Annotated in this window: 17 protein-coding genes and 1 pseudogene; 13 read left to right on the forward strand and 5 right to left on the reverse strand. The window is 39.8% G+C overall.

Annotated features, from left to right (window positions below; translation table 11 throughout):
- Nucleotides 1-120 precede the first annotated feature (120 nt).
- The 9 genes and pseudogenes from QZN27_RS05225 (at nt 121) to QZN27_RS05260 (ending at nt 9,626) form a co-directional block, all read left to right on the forward strand.
- Nucleotides 121-612: a hypothetical protein gene (locus QZN27_RS05225; RefSeq protein ID WP_296784586.1), complete on the forward strand. Its 492-nt coding sequence runs from the start codon at nt 121-123 to the stop codon at nt 610-612.
- Nucleotides 609-683 (forward strand): annotated as a pseudogene (locus tag QZN27_RS09935) (hypothetical protein); the annotation flags it as partial. The gene QZN27_RS05225 and the pseudogene QZN27_RS09935, both read left to right, overlap by 4 nt.
- A 96-nt stretch (nt 684-779) precedes the next feature.
- Nucleotides 780-1,316, forward strand: a complete 537-nt coding sequence (locus QZN27_RS05230) for an Ig-like domain-containing protein (protein WP_296784589.1) — start codon at nt 780-782, stop codon at nt 1,314-1,316.
- Nucleotides 1,262-2,143, forward strand: a complete 882-nt coding sequence (locus tag QZN27_RS05235) for a hypothetical protein (RefSeq protein WP_296784592.1) — start codon at nt 1,262-1,264, stop codon at nt 2,141-2,143. Before QZN27_RS05230 ends, QZN27_RS05235 begins: the two co-directional genes overlap by 55 nt.
- Nucleotides 2,144-2,353: 210 nt before the next feature.
- The gene (locus QZN27_RS05240; RefSeq protein ID WP_296784595.1) at nt 2,354-3,280 is read left to right on the forward strand and encodes a hypothetical protein; all 927 of its coding nucleotides are present in this window, start codon (nt 2,354-2,356) and stop codon (nt 3,278-3,280) included.
- 54 nt (nt 3,281-3,334) lie between these two features.
- A complete protein-coding gene (locus QZN27_RS05245) occupies nt 3,335-4,399 on the forward strand; it encodes a CapA family protein (RefSeq protein ID WP_296784597.1) in 1,065 nt (354 codons plus the stop codon).
- A gap of 76 nt (nt 4,400-4,475) precedes the next feature.
- Nucleotides 4,476-5,888, forward strand: a complete 1,413-nt coding sequence (ftsY, locus tag QZN27_RS05250; RefSeq protein ID WP_296784598.1) for a signal recognition particle-docking protein FtsY — start codon at nt 4,476-4,478, stop codon at nt 5,886-5,888.
- A 370-nt stretch (nt 5,889-6,258) separates the two neighbouring features.
- Nucleotides 6,259-8,082, forward strand: a complete 1,824-nt coding sequence (locus tag QZN27_RS05255; protein WP_296784600.1) for a putative glycoside hydrolase — start codon at nt 6,259-6,261, stop codon at nt 8,080-8,082.
- Entirely contained in the window at nt 8,082-9,626 is a 1,545-nt protein-coding gene (locus QZN27_RS05260) for a hypothetical protein (RefSeq protein ID WP_296784602.1), read from the forward strand. Before QZN27_RS05255 ends, QZN27_RS05260 begins: the two co-directional genes overlap by 1 nt.
- Before the next feature lie 39 nt (nt 9,627-9,665).
- On the opposite strand, the gene QZN27_RS05265 is transcribed toward QZN27_RS05260, so the two are convergent.
- Nucleotides 9,666-10,043, reverse strand: coding sequence for a hypothetical protein (locus QZN27_RS05265; RefSeq protein WP_296784604.1), 378 nt, complete (start codon nt 10,041-10,043; stop codon nt 9,666-9,668).
- A 51-nt stretch (nt 10,044-10,094) separates the two neighbouring features.
- Between QZN27_RS05265 and QZN27_RS05270 the strand changes: the two genes are divergently transcribed.
- Entirely contained in the window at nt 10,095-11,549 is a 1,455-nt protein-coding gene (locus tag QZN27_RS05270) for a sodium-dependent transporter (RefSeq protein WP_296784607.1), read from the forward strand.
- Nucleotides 11,550-11,569: 20 nt separating this feature from the next.
- On the opposite strand, the gene QZN27_RS05275 is transcribed toward QZN27_RS05270, so the two are convergent.
- Nucleotides 11,570-11,785, reverse strand: coding sequence for a hypothetical protein (locus QZN27_RS05275; RefSeq protein WP_296784610.1), 216 nt, complete (start codon nt 11,783-11,785; stop codon nt 11,570-11,572).
- Nucleotides 11,786-11,963: 178 nt separating this feature from the next.
- Between QZN27_RS05275 and QZN27_RS05280 the strand changes: the two genes are divergently transcribed.
- The 3 genes from QZN27_RS05280 to QZN27_RS05290 all read left to right on the forward strand — a co-directional run bounded on the left by QZN27_RS05280 (nt 11,964) and on the right by QZN27_RS05290 (nt 13,407).
- Nucleotides 11,964-12,392 (forward strand): hypothetical protein, encoded by a 429-nt coding sequence (locus tag QZN27_RS05280; protein WP_296784612.1) that lies wholly within the window; start codon nt 11,964-11,966, stop codon nt 12,390-12,392.
- A gap of 210 nt (nt 12,393-12,602) precedes the next feature.
- On the forward strand, nt 12,603-13,046 hold the full coding sequence (locus tag QZN27_RS05285; RefSeq protein ID WP_296784614.1) for a hypothetical protein: 444 nt from the start codon (nt 12,603-12,605) through the stop codon (nt 13,044-13,046).
- 121 nt (nt 13,047-13,167) lie between these two features.
- A complete protein-coding gene (locus tag QZN27_RS05290) occupies nt 13,168-13,407 on the forward strand; it encodes a hypothetical protein (RefSeq protein WP_296784616.1) in 240 nt (79 codons plus the stop codon).
- A 187-nt stretch (nt 13,408-13,594) separates the two neighbouring features.
- Here QZN27_RS05290 and QZN27_RS05295 read toward each other — a convergent pair whose 3' ends face one another.
- The 3 genes from QZN27_RS05295 to QZN27_RS05305 all read right to left on the reverse strand — a co-directional run.
- A complete protein-coding gene (locus QZN27_RS05295; RefSeq protein ID WP_296784618.1) occupies nt 13,595-14,962 on the reverse strand; it encodes a DUF2142 domain-containing protein in 1,368 nt (455 codons plus the stop codon).
- A 415-nt stretch (nt 14,963-15,377) separates the two neighbouring features.
- Nucleotides 15,378-15,857, reverse strand: a complete 480-nt coding sequence (locus QZN27_RS05300; RefSeq protein ID WP_296784621.1) for a hypothetical protein — start codon at nt 15,855-15,857, stop codon at nt 15,378-15,380.
- A 674-nt stretch (nt 15,858-16,531) separates the two neighbouring features.
- Nucleotides 16,532-17,053, reverse strand: a 522-nt coding sequence (locus QZN27_RS05305) for a hypothetical protein (protein WP_296784623.1), incomplete at its 5' end; no start/stop codon positions are given.

A 17,053-nucleotide genomic window follows, 5' to 3' on the forward strand; every position in this document is an offset into this window, starting at 1 on the left:
GACATTCTTCTATAAATATTTTACTTTATGCATCTTATATATAATAGTAAACAAATATAATATTATTGATATATTGGAGGAATTATTATTTTTAATAAAAAGCATGTTATTTTAACGCTGATGATATTGCTTGTCTTTTTGTGTGCTGTAAGTCAGATTTCAGCAGAAAATCCGGACAATGCAACATTGGCAACAGATGAAATACAAGAAGAACTGTCAATCGATGAAGTTCAAACTGCTGAAGATATTTTGACTGATTCGGGTGAAATTGATTATCATCCATTCAGTGAAATACAGGACGCAATCGATGATGCAGATGATGGAGGTACGATATCCCTCACCGGACACTTTAAAGGTAGCGGGAATCAAATAGTCATTGACAAGCCCATAACCATTGAGGGGCCGGAAGATGGTTACGCTTATCTGACCGCTGACGGGATTTCAAGAATATTTTATATCAAATCCTCTGGTGTGGTTCTTAAAAACCTTGTCATGAGAGATGGCGATGCGGGATATGATGATGGCGGAGCAGTATGCTGTGACGCTAATGATAACTGTGTGATTTACAAGCAAACAACACCGCATCCGATAGGGGTGGTGCGATATACCTGAAAGACGGATGCACAGTTGATCACTGTGAATTTGAAAACAACACTGCCGAGTACGGTGGTGCAGTATATTCATGTGCAGACTATAATATAGTTTCAAACTCCAACTTCAATAATAACAATGCAAGTGACGACGGAGGCGCAATCTGCAATAGTGAATATGAGAGTGGATTGCAAGTCATTAACTGTGATTTCAGATTCAACAATGCTGATGATGATGGCGGTGCAATATACACCTCTAGCGATGCTAATACCGTTGTCAGAAACAGTTACTTCTGGGATAATAAAGCAGGATACTGGGGAGGCGCAATGTGTCGAGGTGTTGCATACGATTCCTCATTCTACCTTAACAGTGCTGATGAAGATGGTGGTGGAATGTATTACGGTGAAGCATTTGACTGCTCATTTACATGGAACACCCCTAATAATGTATATGGAACCGATGTCTACAGATTAATTAAAGGTAAAATCACATTGTCACAATCAGGAAGCTACTTTGGAGGCAAAACAGTATCTGCTAAAGTCGTTGATACAAACAACAACAATGCCCCATTATCAGACATTCCTGTAACATTCAAGTTTTCAAACGGCAAATCAGCCACTGTATATACAGGATCCAACGGTGTTCATCCTATTCAGCCGCTAAGGCTTCAATGGGCAACGTCAGAATCGATAAGGCTCCTGCAACAATCCAGCCAAAGAAATTGACCACCAAATTCGGCACATGCAAGAAATTCAAGGTAAGTGTCATCAATTCCAAAACCAAAAAGGGAATTTCCGGTGTAAAGCTTCTCTTGAAGGTGTACACAGGCAAAAAGGCTAAAAAAGTCCATGTGACAACCGACGGCAGTGGTAATGCATACTACGCTCCTTCCAAACTCAAAGTCGGAAAGCATAAGGTTAAAGTAAGCATCGATTCAAAAGCCGTATCTGCAAAGGCCAAAAAATCCAGAATCACAGTCAAAAAGGCTTCAGTAGGATTGGACACCTATGACGGTATATGGTACTACAAGGATGTCAAAAAGGGCAAATACTACATTGGTGTCTACAACAAGAATGCCGGCGGATACCTTAAGGGAATAAAACTTAAAGTGAAAGTATACACAGGTAAAAAGGCTAAGACTTACACTTTAAAAACCAAAAAGGACGGTTTTGCAATCCTTAAAACCAAAGGAATAAAGGTCGGAAAACATAAGGTCAAAATTACATTCAAAGGAAACAAGAACTTCAAGAAAGCTTCCGCAAAGAACACAATTGAGGTTACCAAAAGGATGCCGACCCGTGTAGGATATCACTACATGTTTACCTCCTATTTCTATGGAATTGCAGGATCAAGAAGTGTCATGGCATATGTTAAAGACATGCACGGCAATGAACTGGACCACAAAAAGATTACCATCTACGGTTCTCTTGGAGGAAAAACAACCGGTTATTCCGGAGAGATGATTCGACTTCCTTCAGGAAGCACTGTGGTCATGAAGTTTGCCGGTAACAAGAAATACATGCCGTCAACATTTACAATACACTTTATATGAGGATTTTCTATCCTCATCTTCTTATTTTTTTTAGGGCCACTAAATCAACAATTATTCGTTTCACATCACTTTTTTATATCCATATCTAAATATTGTTTAAATCTTGTAAAATTATAAATTAAAAACAATATTCTTCTTATTTTGTTTAAAAAAGATTTAAATACTTTAAAATTTAATATAATTGTGTAAGAATTTTAGGATGGTAGAATTATGGATGATAGAGAAGTTATTGATAATGGATTGGTTGATAAGTTTGATGCTGAAGACACGATTTTCAACAATTGCATGAATGATTTCGACGAATTTCCGGCATATATAACAGGCTATGATGATATTGTTGGCCATTTTCCCGTTAAACATATGAATCCTGCTTTTAGAAATCTAAATATGGATTCCGTTCGCCAGCGAAAGAATGGGAATCTTGTGAATATAGAACATCATTCAGTATTGAACTCCGATTTGATGAGACGAGATTATAATTACATTACAACCATATTTGAAGCTTCAAAACAAATTGTAGAGCCATTCATATTCAATACTGGATTGATTCCTTTAAAGAAAGTTGAACATGTTAACGATACGATGTTCTATAATCCTGCATTTGTCAATACCTGTGAAATGCGAGGAATAGTAATGCTTAATAATCTTAGATACAAAGTTAAACATAAAGAGGAATTGACCCAATCTGACGGCTTGGATTTAATCTGGCTTGTTAAAACCAACATCGATATCGGCCGTGAAGAATTGCTTCGAGAGTTGACAGTGGACATATGGGCTAAAGCCGTGGCACCAAGATGGATGTTGGATGCAATCAGAAAAAATCTTATACTTTGGGCTAAGAAATACCTAAAAAGCAAAGATATTATTGAAGAATTCAAAAGAGTGATAAAAATGTCAAAGATAGAAATAAAACCATTTGAAGAACAGATTAGAATTGCGGGAATAGCAGGTGAACTCGAAAGGGCCGAAGAAACAGGTCTTGAGAAAGGTCTTGAGGATGGCCATGCCAATGGATGTGCAGAAACAGAGGAAAAATTCATCCTGAAGCTTCTTGAAACCCAAAGCCCTGAGGAAATTTCAAAAAACTTTGAAGTTCCCCTTGAAAGGGTTCTTGAAATTGCAAACGTCAACGGTTGAACATAGGCATTTTTTCAATATAATTATTTACTATAAAAGATATAACTATTTTCAATGAAACTTAGAGATATCTTATTAATTATAATGGTATTATTGGTCATAGTTGCAGTCTGGGCGACAATATTCAATCCGTCAAGCTCAGTTCTGCATATGGGTGCAAAGGAAAACGTTTCCATTGCCGTTACCGGTGATGTGATGTTTGCACGTAACATGGAAGGCGTTTTGAGTACCGATTCCTCACCGTTTGCAGGCGTGAGCGATGTCATCTCAAATGTGGACCTGCTTTTGATTAACTTTGAAAATGCCGCAACCACATCGGAAAATGCGGTCAAGGGAGATGTTCCGCTCAAGTGCTCTCCGGATTTTGTTCCGCTTGCCAAGGCAAACAACCTGACCGTTGCGGCCCTTGCAAACAACCATGCATTTGATTATGGAATCGACGGCATGAGGGACACAATCGATAACCTCAAGGCTGCCGGCATCACTCCTATCGGTGCCGGAAACTCCGAAGATGAGGCTCATGCGGCGGTTGTTGAGGAAATCAACGGAAGGAAGATTACAATCCTCAACTATATGGATTCCGAAAACTTCGCCGAATATTCACAGGATGTGATGCCGATTGCAAACGGTTCAAATCCGGGATATTCCGCATATTCCTCTGAAAATGCTCAAAAGCAGATTGGCGAGCATAACGATTCTGATTTGATAATAGTGTTCATGCACTATGGAAACGAGTATCTCAATTATGCCAATGATGACCAGAAGAGGATTGCCCATGAGCTGATAGACTACGGTGCCGATGTCGTGGTTGGATCACACCCTCATGTGCCTCAGGGAGCCGAGATGTACAACGGAAAGCCTATTTTCTACAGTCTTGGAAATTTCATATTCGACCAGTCAAATGAGGAGACCCATGTGGCCTACTTCGTAGAGATGGACATGGTCGGCGATAAGTGCACATGCACAGTTTATCCTATTTACATTTCAGGATACCTGCCGCAGCATATGGACCCTGCTGAGGGAAAAAGCCTTCTGGGCGAGCTGCATCCGCAATGCAATGAGATGCAGATTACAAATAACGGAACTGGAAAACTGACATTTAATCTGACTGACAGTTAAATGTCGCTTTTTCATTTTTTTTAAATACTATGAGTTACATAACTAATACTAATAATATAAACAGGTTGGGTTATTTTTGTTTGAATCACTAAAAAAGAAATTCTCTCGAACAAGCGAGAAACTGGAAGAGGAACTCATTGAAGAGGCAGAAGCAGAAGACAACCTCAAGGAGGAGTCAGGTTCCAGATTTTCATTTTTCTCATTTGGAAGGAAAAAGAAGGAAGAGAGCGAAGAGGATGATGATAATTTACTTCCACAGGCGGAAGAAACAGTTGAAGAAGCTCCAATAGCTGAAGAGAAAACCGAAGAGGCTGAAGAGGAGAAGAAATCTCACTTCTGGAGCAGAAACAAGGATGATGATGAAGAAGAAGAGGCTTTCGAAGATGAGGAAGAGGAAGCTCCTGAGGAAGTTGAAGAAGTAAAAGAAGAGAAGAAATCCCATTTCTGGAGCAGGAATAAGGATAAGGATGAAGAAGAAGATTCTCAGGATGATGAGGAAGAGGAAGCTCCTGAAGAGGAGAAAAAATCCCACTTCTGGAACAGGAATAAGGATAAGGAAGATGTTTCAGCCGATGGGGAAGCTTCAGGGGGAATATTTTCATTCGTACGCGAAAAGACCATTCAGGAAAAGCATGTGGAGGACATACTGTTTGAACTTGAAATGGAATTGCTGCAGGGAGATGTTGCAATGGAGGTTGCAACAGATGTCGTTGAAAGCGTAAAGGACAATCTTGTCGGCAAAAAAATCAAAAGAAGCAATGACATTACAGAATACACTTACTTTGCCCTGAAGGATGCGGTTTATGATATCATCAACATCCCGGGCAAATCCATGACTGAAATGCTTGAGGAAAAGAAAGCTCAGGGAGAGCCTCTTGTGGTGATGTTTGTCGGAATCAACGGAACCGGAAAGACCACTACAATAGGAAAGCTGGCCAACTACTACCTCAAGAAAGGTTACACTCCGGTAATTGCCGCATCTGACACTTTCAGAGCCGGTGCAATCGAGCAGGTTACACATCATGCAGACAATGTCGGCGTTAAAATCATCAAGCACCAGAAAGGTTCAGATCCTGCCGCCGTTGCATTCGATGCGGTGGAGCACGCCCGTGCACAGGGCAAGGACCTTGTACTGATTGATACTGCAGGCAGAATGCAGACCAATACCAACCTCATGGATGAAATGAAGAAAATCAAAAGGGTATCCAATCCGGACCTTGTCATATTCGTCGGTGATGCCATAACCGGTAATGACGCAACCGAACAGGCCAGAAAGTTCAACGAAGCAATAGACATTGACGGCGTAATTCTTACCAAAGCCGATGCTGACAGCAAAGGCGGCGCATCACTTTCAATCGGTTATGTGATTAAAAAGCCTATAATGTTCCTGGGTGTCGGTCAGGGGTATGACGACATCATGGAATATGATTCCGAGTGGATGCTGAATCAACTGTTCTCAGACGATGAAGGAATCGCTGAGGATGCATAAATCTTTTAATAATGTATATTCGGATTCGGGGGGAATTTCCATGATTTTCTCCCTGGACCTTTTAAAATTTTTCTTTTTTAATATTTCCAATTCTATATTTATGATTTGAGTCATTAACACTTCCAACCTTATCAATACGGATCTACCGGCCCGGAAGCAATCTTTAAATAAATACTTAAACTCTTAAAAAATCACTTTTCAATCTAGGATATTTAAGCTTATCATAGCTCATTTTATCATAATTGTTATTTTTATAGCTATTTCCATATATTTTTAAGCTTTTTTTAGTAATTTAAGCTATTTTAATTGGAATTTCTTATTAAAAAGATTTATATATGATTTTCAATAAAAAATTTAAACAAACAGTTAAATGGAAGGTGAAAAAATTTCGATAAAAAATAAGGCATTGATTTTGTCAATTGTGCTGGCACTGTTTTTTGTGATGGGTGCGGCCAGTGCAGTTAACCAAACCGATGTTGATTTTGCTCAACAGACAGAAGCTCAGGATGTTTTAACAGTGGATTCTGCTGATGAGGAGCAAGTGAATGAAGCCAGCCAATCACCGACAATTGAAGATTCACCACAGGTTCAGACCACCATTAAAAGCGATGACAAGAACATTGTCAAGGGAAAGGAATTCTCAGTCAGGCTCACAGACAACAGTTCATCCCCAATTGCCAACAAATCAGTCGCTTTCACTTTCAACAAGGTGGTTTCAAATGCCACAACCGATGAAAACGGCGTTGCAAAACTGAAAATCAATTCCAACCCAGGTGAATACACAGTCAAATACTCATTCAGCGGCGAGGGATATGCCAGCTGTGAAAATTCAACAAAGATTCAGGTGATTCCAACATCCGTCTCCAAGATAAAGGCATCCGCCTATACCGCATATGTGGGCGTCACAAACACATATACCGTGACCTTGACTGCCGGAGACACTCCCCTTGCAAACAGGGTTGTCACCTTTAAGCTCAACGGCAAGACCTATTCCAAAAAGACCAATTCCAAAGGTCAGGCAAGCATAAATATCAATGAGCCTAAGGGAAGCTACACATTGAGCTATTCATATAAGGGCGAACAGAACATCAATCCGGTTTCAGGCACAAGCAAGATAACCGTCAAAAAGGGAATGTCTACAAAGATTGTCAAGGCAAACTCAGAAATCTACAGGAACAAGAAGACAAACTACTTCAAAATCAAGCTTAAAGACTCAAGGGGAAATCCTCTTAAATCCAAAAAGGTCGTATTCAAGCTGAACGGTAAAAAATACACTAAAAAGACAAATGCAAATGGTATTGCAAGCCTTAAAATCAAATTGAAGACAGGCAAATACAAGGTCAAGGTCTCATTTTCAAAGACAAAGGTATACAACAAGGTTTCAAAAACCTATAAGATAAAGGTCAAACCTGCGGTTCCTACAAACAACGGAATGTGGCTGTTCGGAAGGGACATGAATTCAGTGAATCTCGAGACACTTAAGGAAAACGGATTCAAGCATGTGTTTTTAAACTTCAAGGCTGTTGAACTCTACGGAAAATCAGGCGTTGAGGAATGGATTAAGACCGCAAAATCCTACGGCGTGAAGGTCCATCTCTGGATGCAGGTATTCTACGGTGCAGGAAACTGGCAGAACCCGGTAAAAAACGGCAAGATAGACTATGATCTCATCAACTCAAAGGTCAAGGAAGCCAAAAGCTATGCCAAAATCAAGGGCGTTGCCGGAGTTCACTTCGACTATGTAAGATACCCTGGAAATGCTCACAATTATCCTAATGCGGTTAAGGCAGTCAACACATTCATCAAGAAAGCCACAAAGGCGGTCCATGGTATCAATAAAAAGCTGATAGTCTCTGCGGCAGTCATGCCTGAACCTTCTGGAATGAAGTACTATTACGGCCAGGACATTAAGACAATGGGCAAGTACCTTGACGCCATTCTTCCGATGGTATACAAGGGCAACTACCATGCAGGAACCAAATGGATCAAGTGGGTGACCCAGACATTTGCAAAGCAGTCCAAAAAGGCTAAAATCTGGACAGGCCTTCAGACATACAGGTCAGACGCAAGCCTCAAAAAGATTCCGGCAAAAGAGCTGATGGGTGATGTGCGTGCGGCCGTTTATGGAGGCGCAAACGGGGTAATCCTGTTCAGATACGGTTTATACAAACAAATTAATTTCAAGGAGATATAATGAAGAGAATTCTATTGTTATTCATTGTTTTATTGGCTATTGCATCTCTCGGTGCAGTGTCTGCGGAAGATAACGCAACCGATGTCGTTGGCGATGAGGCCGGTGCGGAGACTTTGACGCAGGATATAGCTGAAGTGAATATAAGTGATGATGGTGCAGACGAGGTATTGTCCCAGGATGAGGATGTGCCGGATGAAAAGGCAGCTTCCAGCATAACATCCTCAAACGTCAACGGCTATGAATCATTCAACAGCGTATTGACATTCAAGCTGACTTCAGACAATAATCCATTGGCCAACAGGGCGGTGTCCATTAATGTAAACGGCGCAACATATAACAGGAATACCGATGCCAATGGGGTTGCCACATTGTCTGTGGGCCTCAAGGTTGGAAGCTACACCGCAACATGCTATTATGCGGGAGACAACGCAACTTCCAATGCGACCGGAACATGCACAGTCACTGTCAAGGCACCTGTAAAAACCAAACTGAAACAGGGAGACAAGAACATCATATACCGTCAGGGCTCCAAATGCCTTTTCTTTGTAAAGCTTGTTGACGCCAACGGAAATGCAGTCAAAAACCAGTGGGTCACATTCAAGGTAAGCGGCAAAACCTACAAGGCAAAGACAAACAAGTACGGCAATGCCAAAATCTTTGTGAACCTCAAGAAGGGAACCCGTAAGGTAACATATTCCTTTGCCAAGACTGCACCTTATTTGGCCTCAGGCGGCTCTGCCAAAATCAAGGTCAGGGCAAAGATGGCAAAGGGTAACGGATACTGGCTGTGGCCGGCTCACATGAAAAGCATAAGCCTCAAAAGCCTGGCCAAAAAAGGAACAAAACACCTTTTCCTTCACGTTGAAGCCATTGGAAGCTATGGAAAATCATATGTCGTTTCATTCATCAAAAAGGCTCACAAACAAGGAATCAAGGTGCACCTGTGGATGCAGGTTGCATACTCCGGCGGAAATTGGGTTTCACTTGTGGATGACCATGGAAAGCTAAAATACGGATTCATGAATAAGAAAGTCAAACAGGCTGTATACTATTCCAAAATCAAGGGAGTTGACGGCGTTCACTTTGACTACATGAGATATGGAGGAACAGCCCATAAGCACCCTCATGCGGTTGATTCCATCAATTACTTTGTCAAGAAGGCAAGCATAAAAATCCACAAGGCAAGGCCGAACTGCATGGTTTCTGTTGCATTGATGCCTGAACCGAAAATGATGCATTACTATTACGGCCAGGACGTTCCTACATTAAGCAAATACTGTGACTGCCTGTTGCCGATGGTTTACAAGGGAAGCTACGGACAGCCAAGGTCATGGATCAAATCGGTTACAAAGACATTTGTCGGCCAGTCAAACGGAGCGCAAATCTGGACAGGCCTTCAGACATACCATTCGGAAAACAATGTTGCCAAACTGTCTCACGGCACTCTCCTGAAAGATGCTAAAATGGCCAAAGAAGGAGGGGCTAAAGGAATCATACTGTTCAGAATAGGTATAAGCTGCAACTTCAACTTCAAAAAGGTTTAAGGGAATATTTCCTTTAAATCCTAATTTCTTTTTTTTAATCTACCATTTCCTTTTTGACAAGGCCTTCAATCTTTTTTTCTCTATTGCCTTTTTCTTGTCGGACTGATACTGTCTGTTCTGGCGATTGGTTGTGGTTTCATTGTTTCGCATGACTGTTACAAGGTCAATTGAATTTCCGCTGCATGCCATAATGACTCTTATTTCCTTGTAATCCTTATTTTCAGGGGCCTTATAGACAACCGCATACATATCTTTCTCAACATGCTCATAGCTGATTGGCTCTTCCATCATTATGCAGTCGACAACATATTCTCTGCTCAATCCGTTATCGGATAGCCTGTTGATGAAATGCCTGTTTTCAAAGCACCACTGTATGCCTGCAGTCTCGCCCATCAAAAATTTGTCAAATACGTTCATTACAATTTATTATGTAAAAGTTATTATATAATTTTTTACAAAGATATTATCATGTCACAACAAAATCAGTGGGATTCATCTATTGCATTTATTTTTGCCATGATTGGGGCAGCTGTCGGATTGGGAAATATCTGGCGGTTCAGTTATGTGCTCTATTCAAATGGTGGAGGTTCATTTTTCATTCCTTATCTTATTGCAATAGCTATAATGGGAATTCCGTTTTTAATATTAGAGTATGGTGTGGGATTCACATTTAAGGAATCCTTTTCGAATATTATGAAAAAGATCAATCCGAAGTTCGAGGTAATTGCTTGGATTTTGGTTTTATTCGTATTTATAGTTACAATCTATTATATGGTTATCCTGAGTTGGGATTTGGTATATCTTGGATCAAGCTTCACGTTCAGCTGGGGAACAGATGCTGCTAATTACTTTGTAAGCACTGTCGGAGGAAGTTCCAACCTAAGCAATGCAAGTTTCCTTTTGATACCTACAACAATCGGTGTTATTCTCTTGTGGGTTGTTCTATGGTTCATTGCACACAGGAACGTCGACAAGGGTATCGGTAAGGTTTCAAAAATCCTCATTCCGTCATTGTTCGTCATTATGGGATTCATCATCGTCTATGCATTGACCCTTCCTGGTGCAGGAATAGGTATAAATACCCTGCTGACACCTGACTGGTCAAAGCTTACTGATGTAAACATCTGGCTTGCGGCATTTGCACAGATTATCTTTTCCCTGAGTATGGGACAGGCCATTGCGCTTACATATGCAAGCTACCTGCCTGAAAACTCCAAGCTCATCAACAATGTGCTGATTGTCGTTGCATCAAACTCCCTGTTTGAAATCTGTACCGCTTTCGGCGTATTTTCAATTCTTGGATACATGTCATTCACCAACGGAACACCGATGGTTCAGCTCATTACCGAAGGAACAGGTCTGATATTCATCGTTTTCCCAATGATATTCAATATCATGGGTCCGATTGGAAGAATCATTGCTCCTTTGCTCTTTTTAGCAATACTGTTTGCTGGAATCACATCAGCGCTCGGTTTCCTGGAACCTATGCTTAACACAACTGCGGTCAAGCTCGGATGGTCAAGGAAGAAAACCGCAACAGTGCTGAGCATTATAGGATGTATATTTTCATTGATTCTCACATCCGGTATCAGCAGCTATCTTGTGGGCATAATCGATTCATTTGTAAACGAATTCGGTATACTGATATTGATTGGAATCCAGTGTATCATATTCGCATGGTTCTACGGAGTCGACAAGTTCATGCCTGCCCTCAACGGATTGTCAATCATCAATGTGGGCAAGACCTGGAAATTCATAATCAAATACCTGCTTCCGTTAGTGCTGGTGGTGATGTGGGTTGTTGGAATAATCCAGCTCTTCTCAACTGCAAAGACCTTCGAGATAATTGTTGATTTGATAATTATTGTATTGGTAATGGCATTTGCAATAGTATTAACCAAAGTCAAACCGGCAGATGAGTAATCTGCCTAAATTTCTTTTTTTCAATATTTTTTGTATGCATCAAAGCCTGCATAGAGATGGTATAGCGTCTGAAGTCCGCTTCCAAAGATGTTATTCATGAAAAACCATATGAATATGTGAAGTAGTATCGCACCTGCAAACAGTCCAAGTGCCCATTGCCTGTCATCGTTTAGATATTGGCCCAGTCCGGGTATAATAAATGAGAAAACTCCGTATTTCAGTGAATCAGTATTCATTTCCGTCACCTCTTTTATGCATTATATATTATACATTAACTAAATTTACTTTATCATTGATTATTTTAATAGTTTTAGGTTTCCATTGACAGTTTATCAATTGCCTTTTTCATATTTAAACAATTCTTTTTTCGTCTGCGGGGAAATGTTTATCTTAGATTAGCGACAATTAATTACTATGAAGGTCAAAGTGATTTCGCTTATGATTCTGGCATTCCTGTTTTTGGGAATGGCAAGCGCAGCTGAAAATGTGGACTACTCCAACGAGACAAAAAACATAACATTTGAGGGAGTTAACTTCACAATCCCTGTAGGATTCGGTGAGTCCAAGGGCAATGAGGATTTCAATGATTTGGGATCAAACGGACAGACCTGCTTTTATGTAAATGAATTTAACGGCGAAATTATAATTACAGTCATTTCCGACTGGATGGGAATGAGCCTGAACGAACTCTATAAGGACGGGGCCATAAAATCCAAAGTAAACGGACATGAAGGATGGAATTATACTGAAGATGACCTCCACTACTTCGGCTATGTTCATGATGACAAGGGCATCCTAATTGGAGTTACCAACGAAACAAGATTATACGAAATAATTCTGTAGGCTTTTTTTTAAAAATAAGATTGACGGTTAAGCCTAAAGGTTCAGGGAACCTTTAGAACTTAAACTAAAAAATTTTTTTAGTGTAACACGGGAGAGTGTTACAGTTAAAGATATATATTTACGTACTATTTATATTCTTTGTCATGAAAATTTAACCATTTTTCGCTTTTTTTAAATAGTTGTAATGCAAAAATATAATCTAGTGATAAAATGAGATTCAACAAGAGATATCTGATTATTCTATTAATCGTTCTTGCGGCAGCAGTCATCATCTGTGCAGCTTCTGCCCACGACGTAAGCGCCGCCAAGACATCAAAAACCAATATCAAGATTCATAATTTCAAGCCTGGAGTTCTTTGGGCTCCAAAGGCAAAGATACTTAAGAACGGCGATGCCATAGCAGGATATGTGGAATACAAGGGCAACATGCAGTTCGGCAAGGGAACAGGCGTCACAACATGGTATGTCGGAAACGGAAACAATGGTGACATCGAGCCCCACCATACAAAGCTGGTCAAGGTCAAGTTCTTCTTTAAAAACAATAACGGCAAGGTAAAGACAAAGACCGTAAAGGGCAACAGTGCACACATTTCCACCAAGCTGATAAAGGGATATGTCCCTTACAAGGCTACCGTATGGTACACCACCAAATAGATTTTTCAAATCTATTCTTTTTTTATTTTCTTTTTTTAACTCCAATATTTTTGAATTTAAAGATGCAAGTAAGCACTTGCACTCGAAAAACTTTAAATACTCTGTTTTTCATAGTATAGTCATGAAACAAATAACTCTTGTGATCATTGTACTGTTGGTAATAGTGATGGGGGCCTGCATCGCTTCGGCTCATCCATCGGATAGGCAATTGCCTGGTCCACATGATGCAAGTGTGGACATTATTTGTGCAGGCAGTGTCGCACATCCTCAGATCAGTGACCTCAGATTGGATTTGGTGATGTCATCAATCCAGCATAATTTTCAGGATAGGCTGTTCGATCATATGATTGATTTAGATTAATCATCGCCTAATTTAAATTAATCATTGATTTCAGCCTTGTTTTTTATTAATTGTTTTTTTTAAGTTCTACAATATCTTTTCATTTTCAAATTAAAATTTAAAATGGAATACACAAATAGAAAAATAAAATGTTGAATACTTATTTTTTTGAATCGCAACTTGCAATTGCCTTTTCCAGCACCAAAATCTAATAGTATTTAGTTGCAAAGGAAAGTATCATGACTGCCATGAATGCGACTGCAAGCACCATCGCATAGCCGTCAAAGCTGTCACGGATTTTCTCAAGCCTTTTGCTTTTGATTGAAATCATGACCGGGAACAGGGCAAACAGCGGTACGAAATAGCGTGTAGTGATTCCAAGATTGATGAATCCCACGCTTGCCCATGTCAGAAGTTGGATTATGCCGGTTCCAATATATATCATGAGGGTTATTGCAAGAGCTCCAAGCTTGGTCTTTCGGCGGAAGCGTATGTTTTTCGGATATGCCATAAGGGTCACCCCTGCAAAGATCAGCAGTGATGCCACTATCAGATGGTAGTGGTCGGAATAGTGGACCTTCTGGGCCGCTCCGAAGAAGTTGAATGTTCCATATAGTATGTGTGAAAGGTTATATGTGAAAAGCTGTGAGAGGAACTTCAGCGAAAATGCAGGATTGTCTGTGATGTAGTTTATCTGTGCTGTTGAGTCGATGAAGCGAAGACTGGATCTCCAGGAATGCAATAGTGTCGGTGTGGAGTATCTGCTCCATAGGATTCCCGCAATTCCAATGACTGCAATGCATATCAGGATGTATTTGAGGATTCCTTTGCCCTTGCGGAAGTTGGCGGTCGGAACAAGCAGAAGCAGGAATATGAATGCCATATATGGCAGCTTGCAAAGGCCCAAAATTAGGCACAGCGCAGAAAACTTGATGATTTCGGAAGTTTCAAGCGAATCCTCCTTGGCAGTGTAGAGGTATATGAAATATCCGACTGCCAGTATCCCCAGCCCTATTATCATTGAATCTATGCTCAGCGATGCCGCCTGATAAATCGAAATCGGAAGGCATGCAACGACAAAAAGGGGCATCTTCAAAATTGGGGTCTTTCTGATTGCAAGAGCTATCAGTCCCGCATAGCACAGGAGATTGAATATCCTTCCAAGCCACAGGAGCCATATCACATTCAAATCAAGCATCTTGGCAATAATCATTCCAAGGGCCTGAGGCAGGTATCCGTAGAAGGGGTTCTGCTCAAAGGCGGAAATGATGAGAACCTCTGTATAATTTATCTTTTCTGTATCATATGGCGTGTGCTCCACCGTTTTTCCCAGATATGCAGTGAAAAAGTTGACAGCTTCTATGGAGTAATAGCCGGCACCTGGGTTGTAGTGGGCTATCCGGTTGTGTCCGGTCAGATTGTAGGCCCTTTCAAGTCCCATATCCTCTCCAGTCCAGTGGGGGATGAGGACCCCTCTTGAGGTCAGTTCAGCCCTTGCAAGATGCTCGGTCTCATCGCTGACATCACAAATCGGCACGATGAATGCGGTGATTATTCCAAAACACAGTATGGTCACAAAGGCGACCTTATGAAATTCCGTCTCCGAATCGTGCATGAAGTAGTAGACGATGCAGAATATGCCGATGAGACTAACTAAAATAAGTGTTATAAGTTCGAATTCAGGTTCGATGATGTTTTTCCATCCGGCAGTCGAAAGGCCAAGGATGACAATCAGGACAAGATAGACAATCCAATGCCTTTTCGATTCTGCAAGTGTTTGTTTGAAACCTTTTGAAGATTCGTTGCTTTCCAATGTGATGCCTCAATTTCAATTTGTTGAAAATTGTTTATATTAATAGTTTTATTTGAGGTTTTATTTAAAATATAGTGTTTAAAATAAGCGTATCGGTGATTCTTCAAATCGATATAATTGTTGAAAACAAGGAAAATGGTGGTGCCGGCAAAACCGGCACCTGATAATGTAGTGAGTATTATTTTCTTCTGATTACTGCAGAGGATCCAAGAACTGCTCCGACAGCGAGCAATGCCAAAATCGGGTTTCCTGTGGCTAACATGCCCTGAGGGGAGGTTGTGTTTCCTGTTGCATTGGTCATGTTCTGATTTTCTGACACGGGAGTGCTGTCCTGTGCTGCTGCGTCTGCAGCGGTTTGATTGTCAGCTGTTGAGTTGTCAGGTTCTCCTGCCGCATGTCCGGTGCCGTTTGTTTCTGGAGTCTGGATATCAGGATTTGCCTCTTGAACATAGCCGATGTCATCTCCGACTGCTGCATCATTGCTGATGCCATGGTCATCAGGGTTGTATTGGATTTCTGATGCTTGGTTCATGTCTTCGTAGTTGCTTCCGGCATAACCGCCGTCGTCGCTTCCAATGTCTTCTGCACTCACTGCTGCTGCAGATCCTATTACACAAAATATTGCCAATAATACTAAGAATTTTTTCATGAAATCCATGTTATCACCTTTGAATTTTGGTGCAGGCTTGGAGGAAATATGTTCACTTTGCACATCTAATTATATGAATAAGGATATATATAAAGATTTTCGAGTGCAAGTGCTTACTTGCATCTTAAAATCGTTAAAAAATAAATTTAAAAAAGTATCATTGGAAAATATCTGATTTGAATTGAGGCATTGAAATTTGGAGGGATGTGCTTGAGAGATTGATTATGGATGAGGGATGTTTTGATGGAACTTTATCTGCTTTTATTTTTCTTTAATTTTTGAGATTTAAATTTAATTTCATTTTTTTGATTAAATACTGATTTATAATTGTTTTTTTAGTGTTTAAAGATGTAAGTAAGCACTTGCATTCGAAAAGCTTTATATATGGTGTTGTTTATAGTATTAAGTAGAGTTTGAAATTACTTAACTCAATGATTAACCTAATTGTGGTGGTGAGACAAACACCATATAGTATAAAAGCATGATCTTTTCATGCTTTTATCATTCTCCCTTTTGTTTTCAAATTTTCTGGTTTGAATTTAATTCGCTTATTTTAATTAAATACTTATTGAATATTGTTTTTTTAGTGTTTAAAGATGTAAGTAAGCGCTTACATTCGAAAAGCTTTATATATGGTGTTGTTTATAGTATTAAGTAGAGTTTGAAATTACTTAACTCTAAAATTAACCTAATTGTGGTGGTGAGACAAACACCATATAGTATAAAAGCATGATCTTTTCATGCTTTTCATTCTCCCTTTTGTTTTTTTTTAATGGTATCTTACGGTTAATGATTTCAGGCGACATTATTTTAAAAGAAGTTTTTTTTAAAAAAAGAAAATGTTGTAGGTGGAATTTTTGTCCGCCTACTTGATTGTTATTTTTACTTTTTTGGTGATTGGTGTGTAGTATTTGTTTCCTTTGTATTTTATTATTGCTTGGTATTTGCCTTTTTTGTTTCTGTTGACTTTGAATGTTGCTTTTCCTTTTTTGTTTGTTTTTACTATGTTTTTCTTCTTTTTCTTTGTTGTTTTTGTTTTCTTTTTGGCTTTTTTGGTTGTTATCTTTTTGACTATCAGTCTTACTTTTGCGTTTTTGATTGCTTTTCCTTTGTTGTCTTTTAGTGTTATTGTGAATTTTTTCTTTTTGTTTTTTGATTTGTATGTTTTCTTTTTGGCGGTTATTTTTGGTTTGGCCTTTTTGACG

The organism is uncultured Methanobrevibacter sp., assembly GCF_900316895.1.
Classification (GTDB): Archaea; Methanobacteriota; Methanobacteria; order Methanobacteriales; family Methanobacteriaceae; genus Methanocatella.